Below are 21,714 nucleotides of genomic sequence, written 5' to 3' on the forward strand. Positions count from 1 at the left end.
ATAAGAAAAAGTATAGGTGATAAAAAAGTGTTTATTGTTGTTAGCAGTAACAGCAGTATTGGGCGTGAAAGCTCAAAAAAGTCAAGTAGATCCGTTTAAAAAGGGATCAGTGATGGTATTCTGGGGGTGGAACAATTCAGTATATTCAAAATCAGATATCCATTTTAAAGGGGATGGGTATGATTTTCAGCTGAATAACGTTGTAGCCCATGACAGACAGACGAGATTTGATTGGGGAACGTATTTTAATCCTTCCTCGATTACAATTCCGCAGGTGAACTATAGAATTACATATTTTCCTAAAGATAATCTGGGGATTACTTTAGGAATGGACCACATGAAATATGTAATGGATCAGGACCAGACCGTAAACGTAAAGGGATACATCAATAATCCTGAATACGCTTCTCTGGTACAGAATGGAAAAGTAGACTTAAGTGATGCCAAATTATTGACATTTGAACATACTGACGGTCTGAATTATATTAACATCGGAGCTCAGAAATATCATAATATTCTCAATAAGAAGAATTTTGATCTTTTTGTCAGCTACGGAGCCGGAATCGGAGCATTATTGCCTAAATCCAATGTACAGCTGATGGGCAATGAAAGAAGCGACCGGTTTCATCTGGCAGGTTTCGGGGCTGATGCAAGAGCAGCCGTTAGTTTGGTGGCCATCAGGCATATTGTGGTTCAGGTAGAAGGTAAATTCGGTTACATCAATATGCCGGATATCAAAACAACACTTAACAATAAGCCGGATAAGGCTTCACAGGATTTTGTGTACGGGGAGCTTGATTTTGGCATCGGGTATACATTTAATACGAAGAAGTATAATTAAACAGCGCTTCGCTGCTCCGGCAGTAAAGCAAAAGCATAGAATATGAGCGAAGAGGTTAAAAAATTCAAAATAACTATAGACGGACAGACGGCCGAAGTTATGCCTGGAACTTCTATTTTGGAAGCTGCCAGACAGATTGGCGGAAAATCGGTACCTCCTGCAATGTGCTACTACAGCAAATTGGAAGCAAGCGGAGGAAGGTGCAGAACATGCCTGGTGGAAGTATCCAAAGGATCCGAAGCAGATCCGCGCCCTATGCCCAAACTCGTGGCAAGCTGCAGAACGAATGTGATGGACGGCATGGAAGTAAAAAACCTTACTTCTGATAAAGCCCAGGAAGGAAGAAAAGCGGTAACTGAATTTTTATTGGTTAACCACCCTTTGGACTGTCCTGTATGCGACCAGGCCGGTGAATGTCATTTACAGGATCTCGGTTACGAGTACGGTAATGAAAACACCAGGACGGAGTTTGAAAGGAATACCTATGATGCGGATGATCTCGGCCCGAATATCAAACTGAACATGAACCGCTGCATCCTGTGTGCACGATGTGTTTTAACAGCCAACCAGCTGACCGATACCAGGGAACATGGCATTCTGTTCAGGGGAGACCACGCAGAAATCTCAACCTATCTGAATAAAGCACTGGATAATGACTTTATCGGAAACATCATTGATGTTTGTCCGGTAGGTGCCTTAACAGACAGAACTGCCCGTTTTGCAAGCAGAGTATGGTTTACCAAGCCGATGAACGCTTCATGCAAATGTGATAAATGTTCTGGAAAAGCGACGGTTTACATGAAAGGGGATGAAATTGTAAGGGTAACAGCCAGAAAAGACCAGTGGGGCGAAGTGGAAGAATTCATCTGTGATACCTGCCGTTTTGAAAGAAAGAACTTAAGCGACTGGAATATTGAAGGTCCTAGACATATCGACCGGCATTCGGTGATCTCACTGAACCATTACGAAAAGCCTAAAGATGAACTTAGGGTTTTAGACAATCCGCTGGCTAAGGAAATCAGTGAAAAAGACGAAAAATAATTTTAAAGACATCAGATTTCAGACATTAGATAACAGATTAAATCTAACTTCTAATTTCTAACTTCTCATATCTAATATCTAAAATAAAAAATGGATTTACTTACATTTAAATTGATACTTGTACTGGCGCTTTTCCTGCTTTCTTTAACGATTGCAGCCTACTCTACCTGGGCGGAACGAAAAGTGGCGGCCATCATGCAGGACAGAATCGGGCCTAACAGATCTGGACCATTCGGTTTATTGCAGCCTCTTGCCGACGGTGGAAAGTTTTTCTTCAAAGAAGATTTTACTCCACAAAATGCAGAAAGATTCCTTTTCGTACTGGGGCCTGCGCTGGTGATGTTTATATCACTGATCACGGGAGCGGTGATTCCGTGGGGGAAAAGTTTAAACATCGGAGGGACTTCCTTTGATCTTCAGGTGGCCAACATCGATGTCGGAGTGCTTTTCATTATCGGAATGGCTTCCATCGGCGTATACGGAATTATGATCGGAGGCTGGGCTTCCAACAATAAATATTCATTATTAGGCGCCATCCGTGCTTCTTCACAGATGATTTCCTATGAACTGGCCATGGGTCTGGCTTTGCTTTCTATCATTATGATGACGGGAAGTCTGGATCTAAAGGTCATTACTGAAAATCAGACTACAGGAAAACTCTGGGGATTCATCCCGTGGGTTTCCGGGATGAACTGGAATATTTTCTACCAGCCAATTGCTTTCTTGATATTCTTTGTAGCCGCTTTGGCCGAAACCAACAGGCACCCTTTCGATTTACCGGAATGCGAATCTGAGCTGGTAACAGGATATTCTACGGAATACTCGTCCATGAAACTGGGATTGTACATGTTCGGTGAATATGTAAATATGTTTATCTCCAATGCTTTTATGGTAGTGCTTTTCTTCGGAGGGTATAATTATCCGGGGATTGAGTGGGTAACCCAGCACTGGGGCGAAAATATTGCGGGAATCCTGAGCATTGTGGCATTCCTGGCAAAAACGGTAACCGGAATCCTGATCTTTATGTGGATCAGATGGACGCTTCCGAGATTCAGGTATGACCAGTTGATGCACTTAGGCTGGAAAACCCTGATCCCGATGGCATTGGTTAATCTTCTGGTTACGGGCGCTGTCATTTTAGCGTTTGCCCATTAAGGCAATTATAAAATTTGAAAAATAAGCTGACGTGTAAATTTGATAACATCAAAATTATCCTTAGCTTCATAGCTATTAAATATAAGATAACAGGCAAGATGAGTCTAAAATCTGATGTCTAACATCTAACATCTATAATTAAATGAAACTTACGAACAGATCAAAAGTTGTTTCCAATAAAGAAATGACCCTTGCTGAAAAGATTTACCTTCCTGCTATTTTTACAGGGATGGGAATCACCTTTAAGCATGCTGTAAGGACCGTATTGAAAGGCGCTCCCGCAGTATATTCTTATCCGGAAGTACAGAAGCCGAGAGCAGATATCTGGAGAGGTCAGCACGTTCTGAAAAGAGACGAGGAAGGCAGAGAAAGATGTACGGCCTGCGGACTTTGTGCGGTGGCCTGCCCTGCAGAAGCCATTACCATGACGGCTGCTGAAAGAACGAAGGAAGAGAAAAACCTGTACAGAGAAGAAAAATATGCTTCCGTATATGAAATCAATATGCTGAGATGTATCTTCTGCGGAATGTGTGAAGAAGCCTGTCCGAAGTCTGCCATTTATCTTACCGACAGACTGGTGGATGTGGAAACCAACAGAGGTTCTTTCATTTACGGAAAAGATAAATTGGTGGAAAAAATAAACGAAAGGATTGACATCACTGAAAGACAGTCCGAGAAACAAAAAAATGCGGTAAAATAATGGATCAGTTTTTATTTTTCTTGGTGGCGTTTTTAGCAGTGGCCAGTGCGGTATACTTTGTATTCGCAAGAAATCCCCTCTATGCTATTCTGTCATTAATTGTAACCATGTTTTCTATTGCGGGCATGTACATTCTCCTGAATGCACAGTTCCTCGCGATTATCCAGATTATTGTATATGCCGGTGCCATCATGGTACTGTTCCTGTATATCCTGATGATGCTTAACCTTAATAAACAAGACGAAAGCAAGAAGAACAATACTTTAAAATTTGTCGGGGTTTTTACAGCAGGCCTTTTATTGATTGGGATTCTAGGGGTCTTCAGAGGCGTTCAGGACAACCACTTAGTGGTGGAGAATGCAGATCAAGGCGTAGGTCTGACAAAGAATCTGGGAAGACTTTTATTCAACGAATATGTTTTGCCGTTTGAGCTTGCTTCCATCCTGATTCTGGCAGGTATTGTAGGTGCGGTATTAATCGGTAAAAAAGATTTATAAATTATGGGAGAAGTAAATACATTTATACAAAGCGTCCCTCTGAACTATTTCATCATTCTTTCGTCAGTATTGTTCTGTCTGGGGGTGCTGGGTGTATTGCTGAGAAAAAACGCGATTGTTATTTTGGGTTGTGTGGAGCTTATGCTGAATTCGGTAAACCTTTTACTGGCTGCTTTTTCAGCCTACAGAGGGAACGGCGACGGACAACTTTTAGTTTTCTTCATTATGGTGGTGGCTGCTGCGGAAGTGGCGGTAGGCCTGGCAATTATTGCTATGCTGTATAGAAATACCCGTTCTGTTGATGTGAGTATATTTAATAAATTAAGAGGATAAGAATGGAAAATCTAGTATATGCAATCATACTTTTACCACTTTTAGGGTTTCTTATAAACGGTTTATTCGGGAAAAGCCTTCCAAAAATAGTGGTGGGTTCTCTGGCTACGGCAATGGTTTTTATTCCGTTCTGTATCGCGGTAAGCATTTTCATGAATTTCGATTCTGAAAGCCAGCCGGTAATTGTAAAAGCTTTTGAATGGTTCAGGGTCAATGGAATTCAGATCAATTTCGGGTTTCAGATCGATCAGCTGTCATTAATGATGGTGATGATCATCACGGGAATCGGTTCTCTGATCCACCTGTACTCTATCGGATATATGAGTCACGATAAAGGTTTCTTTAAGTTCTTTACTTATCTGAACTTATTTATCTTTTCTATGTTATTACTGGTCATGGGAAGCAACTATCTGATCCTGTTTATCGGATGGGAAGGCGTAGGTTTATGTTCCTATTTACTGATCGGATTCTGGTATACCAATGAAGAATACGGCAAAGCGGCAAGAAAAGCATTCATCATGAACAGAATCGGTGACCTTGCGTTACTGATCGGTATCTTTATGATTGCCTCACAAACCAACGCAGTAGATTATCTTTCGGTAAGAGAAAATGCCGGGAAATTTGAACTGGACGGAAATGTCATTATTTTTATTACCGCGAGTTTATTTATCGGGGCTACCGGAAAATCGGCTCAGGTTCCTTTATATACATGGCTGCCGGATGCAATGGCGGGACCTACTCCTGTTTCTGCATTAATTCACGCAGCAACCATGGTGACGGCGGGTATTTATCTAGTGGTAAGATCCAATTTCTTATTCACTTTGGCACCGACCGTTCAGGACGGAATTTTACTGATCGGATTTTTAACGGCGGCTTTAGCAGGATTCTATGCGCTCCGCCAGAACGATATAAAAAAGGTATTGGCCTACTCAACCGTTTCACAGCTTGGATTTATGTTCATTGCTTTAGGTTTGGGGGCTTATACCACAGCCATGTTCCACGTTATGACCCACGCTTTCTTTAAAGCATTGCTGTTCTTAGGAGCAGGTTCCGTGATCCATGCGATGAGCAACGAACAGGATATGCGTTTCATGGGAGGTCTGAAAAAATACATTCCCATTACCCACGCAACTTTCCTGATCGGGACACTGGCCATTTCAGGATTCCCTTTATTATCGGGGATGATTTCCAAAGATGAAATTTTAGTGGCAGCCTTTGCTAAAAACCCTGTTTACTGGGTGATGCTATTTGTTTTAGCGGCAGTTACGGCAACCTATATGTTCAGACTGTATTACCTGACGTTCCACGGAGAATTCAGAGGTACTGAAGAACAGAAACACCATCTGCATGAAAGCCCTTCCAATATGACCATTCCATTGATCGTACTGGCTGTTCTTTCTGTCGTAGGGGGTTTAATCAATCTTCCGCATTTCATCGGGCACGGGCATTATGCAAAATTAATGGAATGGCTGAAACCGGTTCTTACCGAAGAGAGCTTCAATCAGATGGAGACCACTCTTTCGGGAGTGCCGTTCGGTACCGAAATGATATTGCTGGGCGCAACTGTTTTAATGTTTTTTTCCGTATGGTTCCTGGTTAAGAATACTTATGTGAATAAGAAAAAGAAGGCATTACCGGAGGAAATGTATGCAGGATGGGAAAAACTGTCTGCCAAAAAATTATATATTGACGAACTTTACAATGCATTAATTGTAAAAACTGTTGAAGGATTAGGACGCGGAGGAAAGATGTTTGACAAAGGTATTCTCGACCGTATTGTAGACTTCGTAGGGGAAGGCGCTGAAGACAGCGGTAAAGCTATGAAACGTATACAGAACGGAAATGTAGAGAATTACATTCTGATCATGTCTTTAGCAGTGGGAATTATATTAATCGTTAACTTTTTATTACCGTAACAATGTCTGGTTTGTTAATAACTTTATTACTATTACCTCTCGTAGGTTCGGGATTGGTCTTTGCCTGGAAAAACAGTTCCAGCAAGTATTTGGCACTGGGAATTGCATTGGTACAGATGCTCCTTACTTTCTATATTCTTTCGGATTTCGATTTTGGTCCGACCGTAGACAGTCAGCTGCAGTATGAAATCACTTATCCGTGGTCACAATTTATTAAAAGCACGCTTCATTTCGGCATCGACGGGATGAGTATGCTTCTTTTACTGCTGACCAATATTTTAGCGCCGATTATTATTTTATCTTCTTTTAATGAAAATGTAAGCTACAGGAATACATTCTACGGTCTGATCCTGCTGATGCAGTTCGGCCTTATAGGAGTATTCACTTCATTAGACGGATTGCTGTTCTATATTTTCTGGGAAGTTACCCTGATTCCGATCTGGTTTATTGCCGGACTCTGGGGCCAGGAAAATAAAAGGTTTGAATTTACCACAAAATTCTTTGTTTACACGTTTGTAGGATCATTGTTCATGTTAGCCGGACTGATTTACGTATATAATCACTCCGCCTCATTTGCATTGACCGATTTATACAATGCCCAGCTGAATGAAACGCAGCAGACCGTGGTATTCTGGTTTATTTTCTTTGCTTTTGCAGTGAAACTGCCGGTATTCCCGTTCCATACGTGGCAGCCGGATACCTATACCTATTCTCCGACTCAGGGATCCATGCTTTTATCAGGGATCATGCTGAAAATGGCGATTTATGGGGTTATGCGTTATTTATTACCGATCACCCCGATTCCGATTGCCGGAATTTCCGGGCAGATCGTTATTATTTTAGCCATTATAGGAATCGTTCACGGTGCCCTGATTGCTATCATCCAGACGGATATGAAAAGAATTATTGCCTATTCTTCTTTCTCTCACGTAGGATTAATGGTGGCAGGTATTTTCGCTTCCGCCGTGGTTACGCTGAGAGGAACATTCAATATTGAAGGGGCTGAAGGCGCTTTGGTACAGACTTTTGCCCACGGGATCAACGTGGCCGGTCTTTTCTATTGCTGTGATATTCTGTACAAAAGATTTAAGTCAAGAGACATCAGGCAGATGGGCGGACTTGCGAAAGTAGCTCCGAAATTTGCCGTGCTGTTCCTGATTATCATATTAGGTTCTATGGGAGTTCCGTTGACCAATGGATTCATCGGAGAATTTATCCTGTTGAAATCAGTGTATGACTTTAACGGGACCGCCGCAGTAATTGCAGGCCTTACGATTATTCTGGCCGCTGTTTATTTATTGAGGTTCTATGGACGGGCGATGTTCGGACAGGGTGATGAAGCGGTTTTAAGTACCGCGAAAGATTTATCTGCAGTGGAATTTTCCGTACTGGCCAGTTTAGCGGTCTTTGTCATTGTATTGGGCATTTTCCCGCAGCCGGTTATCGATATGGTAAGCAGCTCGGTAAGGTTTATCTACAGTTCTATGGCCAATTAAAAATTGAAATATTTAAAAATTAAAAAATTAGCAGATCAGGAAATGAGAAATCAGAATTTTTGTCTCATGTCTCATATCTCGCATCTCAAATCTATATTATGAGTGTTTTAATTATTGTTTTCCTAACGGCAGTTGTTGCGTTATTTTCGGGGGTTTTCGAACAGGGGAAATTCGCAAGGTACATTGGAATTTTGGGATTAATCATCGCATTATTTGTAAGCTTCATGCCTGAAAATGCATTCTTTGAACAGTACAGGCATATGTATGAGTATACTGCCAATACCGCATTGTTCACGAAGATATCCCTTGTTACCACATTACTGTTATTCTTTCTGGGCGGTTTTGCGTTCAGCAACCACAGGAGCCATCAGTCTGAGCTTTATGCCCTGATGCTTTTCGCGCTATGCGGCGGGATCATCCTTTTCGGGTTCCAGAATATGGTGACGCTGTTCCTTGGAATAGAAATCCTTTCCATCCCGTTATACGTAATGGCAGGAGCCAATAAAACAGATCTGCGATCAAACGAAGCTTCCATTAAATATTTCCTGATGGGTGCATTTGCGACCGGTTTTTTACTTTTCGGTATTGCTTTTATCTACGGGAGCACAGGAAGTTTCGATTTATATACCATTCATGATTTCGGAATGTCAAATCCTAAGGACGTCATGTTCATTTTAGGAGTATTGCTGGTCCTTTGTGCACTGGCATTCAAAGTGGCACTGGCACCGTTCCACATGTGGAGCCCGGATGTATATTACGGAGCACCTTCCCTGATTACGGCTTTTATGGCCAGCGTGGTAAAGATCTCCGGATTTTTCGCGCTGTTCAGACTGATGACAATCGGATTTGCGGGAGTGACCAATGAATGGATCAATGTTTTTGGGGTATTCCTGATTATTACTTTGCTTTTGGCCAATGTGATGGGACTTGCCCAGACCAATGCCAAAAGGATGCTGGCTTACTCTTCCGTTTCCCATGCAGGATATATCGGATTGGTATTCTTCGGGATTACCACCCTTTCGCCTTATAATTTAGCATTTTATTTATTTGCATACGCCTTATCGACGGTAGGTGTTTTCATGTGTCTGATCTATGTGGAAAAACTGAAAAGGGAAACCTCTTTCGGAGCCTTCAAAGGGCTGGCAAAATCTGAACCTTTACTGGCAACCGTAGCGGCCATTTCCATGCTTTCGATGGCAGGAGTTCCACTTACGGCCGGTTTCATGGGTAAATTTGCATTGTTCTCCCAGGCGATGAACGGTGCTGCTTTCCTGGTTCTGATCGCGGTTTTAGGTTCCGCGGTTTCAATCGCATATTATCTGAGATTGATCATTGCGATGTTCTTCTTCAAAGAAAGCTCATTCAAATCTTCAGAGAAAGTAACCATAACCTATAATATTGTGGCCGTATGTATCATTGCCTCAATCATTGTACTGGGCGTCTATCCTGATTTATTTGCAAGACAGTTCGGACTGTAAAAAAGTCATCACAAATCATACAAACCACAACATCTAAGTTGTGGTTTTTTTATAACTTTACTCTAAATTTCAGCTTTGGCAAATCTTTATAAAAAAGACGCTCCATTTAAGGTTTACATATCGTTTAAAAAATATCTGGATGTATTGGAACATATCCGGTACAACGACCGCCTGGAATACCGTGCCAGCTATGCTGAATCATTAATTGATAAAACAAAAAACTTCCGGGAGCTCAGAGACGGTTTTGAAGACGTTTCCCTTCTGGAAAAGCATGAAAACCTCATCAGCCTGCTACTTGCCGACCTCTTCCCCACCGGGCTTACCAATAATGAGATAAAAGCGGCCAGTATCCCTCTTTCCGACATTACGTTCAATTATACCGAGCGGTTTAAAAACATCCTTAAAGATGCCGGGAAAGATTTTGAAATGGAACTTAGGAATATTGATGATGATGAATTTTACGTATTCTGCTGCTGCCTGATCGTACAGAGCTATTTCAAAAGGGATATCAGAAGCACACTGCCTTTCTATTATGACATACCGAACCGTCAGGGAATCATGAAGCATTACAAAATCACGGTAAATGCAGATTTCACAGAAGTGTATCCAACAGAAGGCACAAAGGTACCGTCAGATGAAATCCTGGACATGCTGCTGGAAAACCTGGACGACATTACACTGTGGAAAAAATATTTCCCCTATGAATCCTGGATCCTGAAAGGCTTTACCATTATTTCTCTGGTTGACTGCACTTCGGAAGTCGCTTTATCGGATCTGAAGTCCAGTATGATCAGTATTGATCCGGCAAACCTCTCTCCTGATGAAAACCTGATTGAAATATTCAAGTCTTATTTCGATGTGCCCGAACTCAATTTCGGGTTAATGCTCTTCAATACAAAAGACCAGCGCCTGGAAAAGCTTCCGATTTACGAAAACCTTTTTACCCACCATATCCTGGATTTCTGGATCAATGCTTTTGACGAGGAAACCCGGAAAAGCACCTTCAGCAATATCAATTATAATTCAAAGCCTTTTGTTATTTCCAATGTGGAGAACTTAGACCATGAAATACGGTCTCTTCCGTCTTTCCAGATCCTGAAAGACAACCACATTAACAGCTTCATGGTCATCCCGATCATGAGAGACAATGAACTGCTGGCCATTATGGAATTTACCTCACCGGTCAAAAACAGCTTCAACGGATTAAAGCTTAAAAAGATGGAGTTTTTTACGGATATGATTTTATTCTCGCTGAACCGGTTCAGTTTTGAGAAAAATTATCAGATCGAAGCCATTATCCAGAGGGAATACACCACCATCCATGACAGTGTGGTATGGAAGTTCAGGAATGAAGCTGAAAAATATTTTAATGCTTCGCTCGGGAAGAAGATGTATACTTTAAAACAGATCTCTTTCAAAAACCTGACACCGCTTTTCGGCTTTTCAGATATCCGTTCGTCCTCGGAAAAGCGCTTTCACCTTATGCTGGAAGATCTCAACCAGCAAATCGACTGCCTGCACGGGATTTTCTCTTTGATCACAGCAGATTCGGAGAAATACATCCTGGCGATGGAAGTTTTCGAAAATGAACTGAATAATGAAATAAAAGCGGACAGCGAACAGCGTTTTCAGAGGCTGCTGAGAGACGAAATCCATCCGTTTCTGCAGGCGAAACTGGAGATCAAGACCTCAAGTGAGGCAAAAGCAAAAATCAAGGATTATTTTGCTCAGGTATTTACACAGACCGATCTTTTTTACGGCAACCGGAAAAGCCTGGATGACTCCATTACCCTGGTCAACAGGAAGCTCGCGGATATGCTGGACGAAGGCCAGACGGACGCCCAGCTGATCTTTCCGCATTACTACGAACGGTTTAAATCCGACGGTGTAGAACATACTTTATACACGGGCCAGAATATTGCTCCGGATCTGCCTTACACTTCAAAAGTGGTTCAAAAATTAAGGTATTGGCAGCTGAAAACCATCTGCAGCATGGAACGTGAATTCCGGAATTTTAAGAAAGACCTCTCAATTCCTCTGGATATTGCTTCACTGATCTTTGTATATAATGAAAAGATCGATATCCGGTTCCGGATGGATGAAAAACGGTTTGATGTGGACGGAGCTTATAATTCTTATTATGAGATTATTAAAAAGCGGCTTGACAAAGCACACATAAAAGGCTCACCGGAAAGGATTACCTGTCCGGGAAAAATTACCATCGTCTACTTCGGTATGGAAAACCAAAGGGAATACCTGGAATACATCAGCAAACTTCAGAAAAAAAACATTCTTCAGAATGACATCGAATTTTTAAAAGTTGAAGACCTGCAGGGTATTACCGGGCTTCTTGCCCTGCGGGTTTCACTGGCATAAATAAAAAGCCCATCCGTACAGGATGGGCTTTTATATATTTTAAATCAAAATCAATTTAAAGGGTAAGAAAAGCATACGCAAAAGACAGCACTGAAATAACAATTCCGGCCATAAAAATGTTGTAGGTTGTGGACAGAAGCCTGTATTTCCTGTCAAGGACCTTCCCTAAGAAATACAAATCCTTTACCATCGAATCATAAATATAATTCCGGTCGTTGATCAGGTCTTTCATCGCATCATTAAAATCATCGAAAAGCATCCTGTTAAAATTACCGAAGAACAGAAGGTTGACTTTCCGGTCGGCAATATCCTGAGCCGTGAATTTCACTTTAGTTACATTGGGCTTGGTTGATAAAATGGCGAAGATAATGGTGATCACGCTTGATAACAGTAAAAGAAAGCTCGGAATGATAAGATGTGAATTTTTAGGCGTATCCAGCTTGGGCACCAATACGGACAGACACACCGAGATAATGATCGCATTTACCGAAAGCAGAATGTTGGCTTTGCTGTCGGCAATATCGCTCAACCGGGTATGGTTGCTCAGTGTAATCCTGAATAAGGTATCTACGCTGCGGTCGGATTTCGGTTCCTTTTCCTTATCTTTTTTATTTTCGGAAGGTTCTTTTTTCCCGCTGTCTTCCTTTTCGAGTTTTTTCTCAATCTTTTTGATGTTCTTGTCTTTCAGCGGCTGCCAGTTCTTTTTGGCATAGTCTGTATAAAACCGGTGCTTGTTTTTCAGCATATCCAGATTCCCCGCATTCCATTCATCATTGGAAAAACACCGTACATTGGTCAGTTCCCATTCTTTTCTCAGGGCATCGGAAATATCATTATAATCATGGCTTGCAAAATGGCTGCAGTCCGCATCTTTTACAATGTCCTCAAGAATATTCTGAGGCTTATAGGTAATCTGTGTCGCAAGGATCAGCCGGGCGACCTCATTGATGTATTCTTCGCTGAAGTTCTCTTTACCCAGGAAATCTTTCATGATCTCCACGCCGTTCTCCTCATGGCTCTGCGCGCATTTGATGTAACCGGTATCATGAAACCACAGCGCTAAAAGCACTTTCTCTTGGTCTTCCGCAGAAACAGGGGTACTTTTCATGATTTCTTCCGCTTTGTTTACCGTATAGGTAGTATGTATAAAATTATGATAAAAATATACCGAAGATAACTTATCTTTGAATAAGATCTCAACGTAATCTTTGGCTTTCTGTAAAATGCTCATGGCCGGAATTTTGTTATTGTAAATTTATGAATTTATCCTCGAAAACTCATTTAAAAAATACGTCTGTTGTCCTTAGGGTCGTATTGTCTGCAGGAGTGCTCTATTCCTGCGCAACCTATAACGTAAAAAAAGGCAAAAACTTATCAGAGATAGAAAATTCTGCTGTAAAATCCGAAAATGACTTCAAACTTTTCCTGATAGGAGATGCGGGAAATGCAGATCAGAAACAGGGTCAGACTACTCTGAACCTGCTGAAAACCCAGCTTGAAAGTGCGGGTCAGAATTCTATGCTGATCTTTTTAGGGGATAACATTTATCCGCTCGGGATGCCGGCCCCTTCAGACAAGGGATATGAGCTGGCCCGGCAGAAACTGGAAGACCAGCTTGCCATTGTAAAAAGCTTCAAGGGAAAGACCCTGGTGATTCCGGGAAACCACGATTGGTACAACGGCCTTGAAGGCTTAAAAGCACAGGAAAAATTTGTAAAATCTTACCTGAACGATAAAAAAGCTTTTCTCCCTAAAAATTCCTGTCCGATTGATGATATTAATCTTACCAAAGACATCAAGCTGATTGTGGTAGATTCCGAATGGGCACTGATCAACTGGGATAAACAGCCGGGCATCAATGAAGGCTGTGATATCAAAACCCGGGATGATTTCTACGCTGAATTTAAAGACCTGATCATAAAAAATCAGGATAAAAGAATTATTGTAGCCCTGCACCATCCGGTCATCAGTTCAGGGGTTCATGCGGGTTTCAACTCGGCAAAATCCCATCTTTCGGCATTCAAGGGAAGGCTTCCGGTTCCCGGACTTGCCACGATAGCGACCACCTTGAGAAGTGCTTCAGGAGCAAGTATGGAGGACCTGAGCAATGTCCATTACACAGAATTTGCCAACCGGATCAAAAGTATTATTCAGGATAAAGAAAATGTGATCCTGGTTTCCGGGCACGACCATAATTTACAGTACCACAAAAACAACAATATCAGGCAGATCATCAGCGGCGCAGGCTCCAAGACCGATCCGTCAACCATCGTTAACAATACCGATTTCTCATACGGCGGAAGCGGCTTTGCCGTATTGAACCTGAGAAAAGATCTGAGCTCTGATGTTGAATATTTTTCAACGAAAAACAATGAACTGGAGAAGCTGACGCAGATTTCAGTAATTTCCAAACCGGAGCTTTATGTAAATAATTATCCGGCTGCTTTCTCTCCAATGCAATCGTCATCGATCTATACCGAAAAGATGACCAGCAAAGGCAAGATCTACCGCTGGCTCTGGGGGAACCATTACAGGAAATATTACGCACTCCCGGTGAATGCCAGAACAGCCAATCTTTCTGAACTGAACGGCGGTTACGAACCGTTCAGGGAAGGCGGCGGCAACCAGTCGAACAGCCTTCGTCTTAAATCAAAAGACGGCCAGGAATTCGTGATGCGCGGCGTAAAGAAGAGCGCAGTGCGTTTCCTTAATGCAATGGCGTTCAAAAAAAGCACCTTCGGGAATGAATTGAATAATACCTTCCCGGACAGGTTCTTACTTGATTTTTATACCACAAGCCATCCTTTTACTGTATTTTCTGTGAACAATATGGCTGAGAAAATAGATCTTTTCCACAGCAACCCGGAATTGTATTACGTCCCGAAGCAAAAAGCCCTGGGTGAGTACAATAAGAATTACGGTGATGAGCTTTATATGATTGAAGAGCGCTTTTCTTCTGATCCGAAAACCCTGCGATCCCTTGACAATGCTTCCGATATCCTGTCAACCGACGACGTGCTGAAAAACCTGAGGAAAGACAGCAAGTACTCCGTCGACCAGGAACAGTATATCCGGGCCAGGATCTTTGACATGATGATCGGCGACTGGGACCGTCACGAAGACCAGTGGAAATGGGCGGAATACAAAAAAGGGGATAAAATTATCTACAAGCCTATTCCGAGAGACCATGACCAGGCATTCAGCAATTATGACGGGGCTGCTTTTAAGGTGGTGATGAATATTCCGGTAATCAGGCATATGAAATCATTTAAGGATGAAATTAAAAACGTCCGCTGGATGAATATGGAGCCATATCCGCTGGATATGATTCTTCTGAAAGGTTCTTCAGAACAGGACTGGATTACCCAGGCCCAGTACATTCAGCAGAACCTGACCGATACTGATATTGATGAAGCCTTTAAAAACCTTCCCAAAGAAGTGCAGGATGAGACCATCACTGATATCCAGAGAAAAGTGAAGTTGAGAAAAGCCGGTATTGAAAATTCTGCGGTAAAATATTACCATATTCTACAGGAAAAAGTACAGCTGGCCGGGACCGTGAATCCTGATAAATTTGTGGTTGTTAAAAATGAAAATTCGGTTGAGGTAAAACAATATAAAATCAACAAAGACCAGTCTGAAGAACTGGTTTTTGAAAAAACCTATGATGGTAAGGAAACCAAAGAACTGTGGATTTACGGTTTGGAGGACAATGATGTTTATCAAGTCTCAGGAGACGGGAAATCCAAAACCAATATCCGCCTGATCGGAGGGTACAATAATGACACATACAATGTGGAAAAAGGTCGTAATGTAAAGATCTATGATTTTAAATCACAGGAAAACACCTATAACGCCAAGACTGCAGCCAAGCATATTACCGACGATTACGATGTCAATACCTACAACTGGAAACACCCGAAATATAATTTCTTTGCCGGGTATCCGAATGCCAATTTCAACCCGGATGACGGAGTAATTTTAGGTTTTGTCGCCAATTATACGGTCAATAACTTTATCCGTGACCCGTATACCCAGAAGCACAGCCTCAGAGCCAATGTCTATACAGCAACAGGCGGATTTAACCTGGGCTATAAAGGGATTTTCAAAAAAGCGATCGGAGGCTGGGATGCCGGAATTGACGCTTCTTATACCACTCCGTTTTTCGCAAGAACATTTTTCGGTTTGGGCAACGAAACGCAGTACGATAAAGATGCGGTTGAAAGAGATTATAACCGGGTACGGATTTCGCAGTTCAAGTTTGCGCCATCAGTTTCCACAACAAGCTGGCTGAATCTGAGGCACCAGTTCCAGCTGAGCTTTGAGCATGCCAAAGTACAGAGAAATGATGACCGGTTTATTGCCGTTTCACCCGATGTGAATCCTGAAGTTTTCAACGGCCAGCAGTTTGCAGGTGCCAATTATACCTTCAGCTTTAAAAATTTGGATAACAAAGCATTCCCGACCTTAGGTTTGGAACTGGCTCTACAGGCTGGCTGGAAAGCCAATATTTCAGAATTCAGCCAGAACTTCGCTACCTTCCAGGGAACGATGAATGTATTCCACAGAATTGATAAAAGAGGAAGGTTTGTATTCGCCAATTCTACCAATGCCATGATCATCAACAATAATAATTTTGAATTTTACCAGGCGGCGGCTATCGGCGGCAACAATGCCATGCGGGCCTACAGGAACGAAAGGTTTGCAGGGAAATCTTATTTGGTAAACAATGCAGAAGTCCGTTGGGATTTCGGGCGTATCAAAAACAATATTGTCCCTGTCAATATGGGAGTACTAATCGGCTATGACCTTGGAAGGGTCTGGATGGACCGTGAAAGTTCTGATAAATGGCACCAGGGCGTCGGAGCCGGATTCTGGATGAATATCCTGGAAACGTTCTCTGCAAGACTGGATTATTTCACCGGTGAAGACGGCGGAAGAATTTCAGGCGGCGTTGGGTTGAGTTTTTAACTACTGAGCTTACTGTTATCCTTGATTTTAAATCAACAGAATTAAAAAATAAATCCGCAGAAGCATCTGCGGATTTATTTTTATTTTAAATTGAACCGATACACATTCCCTCCTGTTTTTTTATCCTTTTCATCGGCGATCAATAAAGTTTTATCATCAAGAAAAACAACGGCTTCTTTCTGTGAATTGTGATTTAATGATATTTTCTGAATTTTTGTTTTGCTAAAATCGTCTGCCGTAAACCCTGTTAAAACTTGAATGTTCTTATGATTCAGCAGGATAATTTTATTTTTTGTATGGTTAATGGCTGCAGAAGTTATGGCTGCATCGCTGTATCCACCATCAAGCTTTAATTTCCCGACCAACTTGGCTTCAAAATCCCCTTCCCTATTGGGAACCCGGAATACCAGAAAAGTCCCGTCAAAACCTTTGCTCCTGTTTTTGGTAAACAGGTAAAAATTACCGTCCATTTCTACGAATGCTTCGCAGTCATACAGCCAGTTGGATTTCTTCGGCGGGAATTCAGTCTGCCCCTCATAACGGAACCTGGTAGTCTGTGTTACCGCCGTACTCTTTTGGGAGGCATCTTTCAGGTCTAATTTTAAAATAGAAAGATTCTGCCGGTCATTATCGTTATTCCCAAAATCCCCGATATAGATATTTCCCTGCGGATCCGCCGTAATATCTTCCCAGTCGGTATTTTCCGCATTGCTTACCGGTATATCTGTCACCGGGATCCCCTGCAGATCCAGGCCATACACTACATTTTTATTCCCTTGATCTTCAATGGCCCAGATTATTTTTTTATCTCCGGACAAGGCGATCCCTGAAACTTCCTTCAGTTTTTTCGGTAGGGAAAATTCTGTTTTCAGGTCTTCATTTCCCGGTGAGTCCTGGGTCTTAGGATTGCAGCTTAACAGGAAGAATGCTGATAAAATTGAAATACGCAACATAGTTATTTTTTTAATTTTTTAAACCGAAAATAAGAAAACCTTATATTTTTTTCCAGGTTATTGATGATTTGCTGATGGTGCAGGAAAAAGCCTGCGGCCAGTCCGATCAGGCTCCCTATAATGGTGTCCAGAAGCCTTGCATGCATCAGCTGTTCTACAGGATGGTATACTTCGCTTCCGGTTTCTGCCAGAAGAATGGTCAAAGGGGTGATAAAAGCAACGGCAAAACCGTAATTCCTTACAATTAACAGTTCTATGATAAACTGCAGTACGGTAATGATCACAATCATGATGATTTTCTCCGGCCGGAACCATAAAATCAGCCATGCCAGGGCAATGCCGATAAAGGTACCGAGTATCCGGTGCATATTCCGCTGACGCACATGTTCAAAATTCCTTCCCTGGACGATGGCAACGGCCGCGATGGAAATCCAGTAGGTATTGTTGAATTTTAAAAGATGCCCGGTGATTAAGGTCATGGCCATGAAAACCCCTATAATGGTGCTTTCCACAAATTTCGTATACCTCCTTTTGTTGAATGTCCTTCTCGGAACCATTACCACTTTGCTTTTTTCGATAAAAACGGAATACAGAAAAGCGAGGGAACAGGATAAGATAGCGCCCATGGCTACCAGCCCTACCCTTACAGGAATGAGTTCCAGATCAAAAGTAAAGGTACTTGCCATGGCCGCAACCATAATGAAGAAAAAATTTCCCGGCGGCGGCATTTTAAAGTAAGAAGTCAGGAAATGAGCCAGGAAAGAGACGACGCCCAGCGAGAAGGCTCCCACATAGACATTAAAGCTGAAGAATGAACTTATGGTAAATGAAAATACAATCCCGAATGCACAGACGGCCAAGTGCACCATCCGCTGGGTGATGGGGGCTGATGTAAAATACAAAATCGTTAAGGCGCCGAGGCTGGACAGGCTGCCGTACCCGGGCTTCCCGAGAAAATATCCGATAAACAGGCAGCTTCCGATACACAGTGCCGCCAGAACAGGAAAATGCCATTTCCGCTCCGTCTGTTTAAATTCCAGCAGGTACTGGAACCTCTGGGCAACCGGATTCTGTACTTTCATCTATTATTGCAACTGTTTTTTCGCCTCTTCCCAGAGAACATCCATTTCTTCCAGGGTCATATCGGCCAGGTTTAAATTTTGTCCTGAAGCCAGCTTCTCCATCTTTTGGAACCTCGAAATGAATTTCAGATTGGTTCTTTCCAATGCTGAGTCCGGATTAATCCCGGAAATCCTGGCATAATTGATCAGTGAGAAAAACACATCGCCCAGCTCCTGCTCCTTTTTTTCAGGATCGGTTTCCTCATGAAATTCCCGGATTTCTTCGTCCACTTTTTTCCAGGCATCCTCGGCATCATGAAACTCAAAGCCGATCCCTTTTACTTTATCCTGAATCCGGTAGGCTTTTACCATGCTTGGCAGGCTTTTCGGGACACCTCCCAAAATGGAGGTATTGCCTTCCTTGAGTTTTAATTTTTCCCAGTTCTGCTTTACCTCTTCTTCATCTTTCACTTCCGTATCGCCGTAAATATGGGGATGGCGGAAGATCAGTTTTTCATTCAGGGAATTGATCACATCAGCGATATCGAAACTTTCTTTCTCGGAACCGATTTTAGCATAGAAAACCAGATGAAGCAGTACATCGCCAAGCTCTTTTTTAATTTCCTGCAGGTCTCCCTGTAAAATGGCATCGGAAAGTTCGTACGTTTCTTCCAGCGTCAGATGGCGAAGCGATTCCAGGGTCTGCTTTTGGTCCCACGGGCATTTCTCGCGCAGGTCATCCATAATATCCAATAATCTTCCGAACGCGTCCAGCTTTTCCTGTTTGGTATTCATAGTTTGGGAATTCAAAGTAGCACAAATTTAAGGTAAATATTCTGTTATGCTCTTTTCGGTTAAAAAAATCCGGTCATTTACCGGTTACTTTTCTGTTGAAGCCCTTTCCATGATCAGCCATGCGGCATCCAGCATTTTCATGAACTGGATATACGGAATGATGATCCTCTTCTCCCCCGCTGCCGCACGATTACATCGTGTGGCTTTTTCTTTTAAGACTTCATTCTCTCAGATTGTATAATTTTTTATCTTTATAAAAACATACAATGATGAGTCTCAATTACAAATTCCACAATCCCGAAGGATTATATTTCATAAGTTTTGCTGTAGTAGGTTGGCTGGATGTATTTATCCGAACTGAATATAAAGAAATGCTTTTGGAAAGCTTAAGATTCTGCCAAAAGAACAAAGGCCTGGAAATACATGCATGGTGCATTATGTCAGGCCATGTACATTTAGTTTTCCGAAGTACAGACGGGCAGAAACCTGAACTTTTGATTGGTGATTTAAAAAGATTTACAAGCAAAACCATTGTAAAAGCTATTAAAAAAATCCCCAAGAAAGCAGAAGGGAATATTTATTAGATTTCTTCCTTAAAGAGGGTTTCCAATGTAAACCAATATCAATTTTGGAGACATGACAATAAACCTGTTGAACTTTGGAGCAGTCATGTAATCAGCCAAAAAATAAATTATGTACGTCAGAACCCTGTTGAAGCTGGCTTGATTTTCCGTGCGGAAGATTACAGATATAGCTGCGCAGTAGATTATTCTGATGAGAAAAGGCTTTTGGACAATATCGTGGTTTTTAGAATGTTTGATTAATAATATTAGTAGGCGACACGATCCAATCGTGCGGTAGCGAGGGGGTTTTGGGCTTGGCGATGATGAGTAAACAAATACGAAGTATTCAACTAAATCACAAAATTTTAATAAAGCACAAAACGTGAATTGAAAAATTTCAGCCCGCTATTTCTGTACTCCTATCAACAGAAGTATTTTTCTTAGTTATTAGTAATAATTGGAGCGAGTTCCTTTTTTAATTCATCAAACTCTTCCTTACTCATCATATCAATTTCCAACAATTCTTTTGCCTCTTTTAATTTTGCAATCGCTTCATCTCTGGTCATTTTTCTGTTTTTCAAAAGAATTTCACCAGACTCAATCCCTAACTCCGTATCCATTACGCTTAAATATTTATTTATTCCAAAAGCTCTACCATTTATTTCTCCCAAAACCATAACTACATATAAGGGCTTATTTTTACTGCCTCTATGATATGTTTTTATTTCATTCACAACAACTTTGGTGTTCTTTAAACTATGATCCGCCATATTCTGTGCATCACCATTCATAGCGGACATAATACTTCCAAACCCAGCTGGTCTTCCCAATTGTATGAATTCATAAGTTTTTTTTGAAGTACTCCTTGATTGTGCAACACCCCCTCTTGCTCTATTACCATAACTGCCTGAATAAGTTCTTGTATTCATTTCTTGAGAGGTAGGAGATCCTAATATTAAAGTATCACCAACCTTTACACTATTTTTACTGGTTGTGATATATTCCTTAATCAGAGCACCGTTTTTAATAGAGGTGAAAAAATTGATATCCTGAGTATTTTCATAAGTCAATAAATTAATACCTTCTTGAGCTTGAATAGCGATTACTGATAAAAGCATGGTAAAAAAAGTAATTATTTTTTTCACAATTGTTATTTAATATATTTGTAGTATTTGATTTATGCTAACATTTAAAGCTATGTATTAATGTAATTTCTATTCGAGGTCTATTCAAGCTGAATCAACTCAATTTATAATACAATTCACAAATGTAATAATAAGAAGTTATTCATATTTACGTCAATCCGTATTTATACTGAATTTATATCTGCTATATTATCGTTCCCTCACCTGAAAAACCACCATAAATCTGCGACTCATCACCTTAGGGATTAATTCTTCAAAATAAATATGCTTTTAGCAGAAGATGACGAAAAGAATCATCAGGTTTCTCTTTAAGAATTGGTCGAAGCCGGGGATCAAGTGAGCATGAACAATTTTTCTTTAAGATTCACTGTATTTTAGCGGGTCACAAACAAA

General features: G+C 41.5%; 17 protein-coding genes. 12 read left to right on the top strand and 5 right to left on the bottom strand.

All coding sequences use genetic code 11. The annotated features are described in order from the left end of the window. Positions 1-37 precede the first annotated feature (37 nt). From H561_RS0109445 to H561_RS0109490, 10 genes are all read left to right on the top strand, one after another. Positions 38-841, top strand: coding sequence for a hypothetical protein (locus tag H561_RS0109445; protein ID WP_394330849.1), 804 nt, complete (start codon positions 38-40; stop codon positions 839-841). A 42-nt stretch (positions 842-883) separates the two neighbouring features. Continuing rightward, on the top strand, positions 884-1,882 hold the full coding sequence (locus tag H561_RS0109450; protein WP_027386765.1) for a 2Fe-2S iron-sulfur cluster-binding protein: 999 nt from the start codon (positions 884-886) through the stop codon (positions 1,880-1,882). 90 nt (positions 1,883-1,972) lie between these two features. Further along, a complete protein-coding gene (gene nuoH / locus H561_RS0109455; RefSeq protein WP_027386766.1) occupies positions 1,973-3,037 on the top strand; it encodes an NADH-quinone oxidoreductase subunit NuoH in 1,065 nt (354 codons plus the stop codon). A 142-nt stretch (positions 3,038-3,179) separates the two neighbouring features. Next, a complete protein-coding gene (locus H561_RS0109460) occupies positions 3,180-3,737 on the top strand; it encodes a NuoI/complex I 23 kDa subunit family protein (RefSeq protein ID WP_027386767.1) in 558 nt (185 codons plus the stop codon). After that, positions 3,737-4,234, top strand: a complete 498-nt coding sequence (locus H561_RS0109465) for an NADH-quinone oxidoreductase subunit J family protein (protein WP_027386768.1) — start codon at positions 3,737-3,739, stop codon at positions 4,232-4,234. Before H561_RS0109460 ends, H561_RS0109465 begins: the two co-directional genes overlap by 1 nt. Before the next feature lie 3 nt (positions 4,235-4,237). Next, positions 4,238-4,567, top strand: a complete 330-nt coding sequence (nuoK, locus tag H561_RS0109470; RefSeq protein WP_027386769.1) for an NADH-quinone oxidoreductase subunit NuoK — start codon at positions 4,238-4,240, stop codon at positions 4,565-4,567. Between the two features lie 2 nt (positions 4,568-4,569). Further along, positions 4,570-6,483, top strand: coding sequence for an NADH-quinone oxidoreductase subunit L (gene nuoL / locus H561_RS0109475; protein ID WP_027386770.1), 1,914 nt, complete (start codon positions 4,570-4,572; stop codon positions 6,481-6,483). A 2-nt stretch (positions 6,484-6,485) separates the two neighbouring features. Then, positions 6,486-7,979, top strand: coding sequence for a complex I subunit 4 family protein (locus H561_RS0109480; protein WP_034761843.1), 1,494 nt, complete (start codon positions 6,486-6,488; stop codon positions 7,977-7,979). Between the two features lie 98 nt (positions 7,980-8,077). Next, the gene (locus tag H561_RS0109485; protein WP_027386772.1) at positions 8,078-9,457 is read left to right on the top strand and encodes an NADH-quinone oxidoreductase subunit N; all 1,380 of its coding nucleotides are present in this window, start codon (positions 8,078-8,080) and stop codon (positions 9,455-9,457) included. 75 nt (positions 9,458-9,532) lie between these two features. Beyond that, positions 9,533-11,833, top strand: coding sequence for a GAF domain-containing protein (locus H561_RS0109490; protein WP_027386773.1), 2,301 nt, complete (start codon positions 9,533-9,535; stop codon positions 11,831-11,833). 55 nt (positions 11,834-11,888) lie between these two features. Here the strand turns inward: H561_RS0109490 and H561_RS0109495 are convergent, their stop codons facing one another. Beyond that, entirely contained in the window at positions 11,889-13,064 is a 1,176-nt protein-coding gene (locus H561_RS0109495) for a Pycsar system effector family protein (RefSeq protein WP_027386774.1), read from the bottom strand. A 26-nt stretch (positions 13,065-13,090) separates the two neighbouring features. On the opposite strand from H561_RS0109495, the gene H561_RS0109500 reads away from it, so the two are divergent. After that, positions 13,091-16,804, top strand: coding sequence for a metallophosphoesterase (locus tag H561_RS0109500; protein WP_027386775.1), 3,714 nt, complete (start codon positions 13,091-13,093; stop codon positions 16,802-16,804). Between the two features lie 80 nt (positions 16,805-16,884). Here the strand turns inward: H561_RS0109500 and H561_RS0109505 are convergent, their stop codons facing one another. The 3 genes from H561_RS0109505 to mazG are packed head-to-tail and all read right to left on the bottom strand — an operon-like array spanning position 16,885 to position 19,613. Beyond that, positions 16,885-17,757, bottom strand: a complete 873-nt coding sequence (locus H561_RS0109505; protein WP_027386776.1) for an NHL repeat-containing protein — start codon at positions 17,755-17,757, stop codon at positions 16,885-16,887. Positions 17,758-17,759: 2 nt separating this feature from the next. Beyond that, complete coding sequence (locus H561_RS0109510; protein WP_027386777.1) at positions 17,760-18,839, bottom strand: FUSC family protein; 1,080 nt, start codon at positions 18,837-18,839, stop codon at positions 17,760-17,762. Between the two features lie 3 nt (positions 18,840-18,842). Further along, positions 18,843-19,613, bottom strand: a complete 771-nt coding sequence (gene mazG / locus H561_RS0109515) for a nucleoside triphosphate pyrophosphohydrolase (protein ID WP_027386778.1) — start codon at positions 19,611-19,613, stop codon at positions 18,843-18,845. Between the two features lie 266 nt (positions 19,614-19,879). On the opposite strand from mazG, the gene H561_RS24275 reads away from it, so the two are divergent. After that, the gene (locus H561_RS24275) at positions 19,880-20,197 is read left to right on the top strand and encodes a transposase (RefSeq protein WP_228372246.1); all 318 of its coding nucleotides are present in this window, start codon (positions 19,880-19,882) and stop codon (positions 20,195-20,197) included. Positions 20,198-20,616: 419 nt separating this feature from the next. Here H561_RS24275 and H561_RS0109530 read toward each other — a convergent pair whose 3' ends face one another. Continuing rightward, entirely contained in the window at positions 20,617-21,321 is a 705-nt protein-coding gene (locus H561_RS0109530; protein WP_155845774.1) for a prefoldin domain-containing protein, read from the bottom strand. Between the last annotated feature and the right edge of the window lie 393 nt (positions 21,322-21,714).

This window comes from Chryseobacterium gregarium DSM 19109 (assembly GCF_000430845.1).
Lineage (GTDB): Bacteria > Bacteroidota > Bacteroidia > Flavobacteriales > Weeksellaceae > Chryseobacterium > Chryseobacterium gregarium.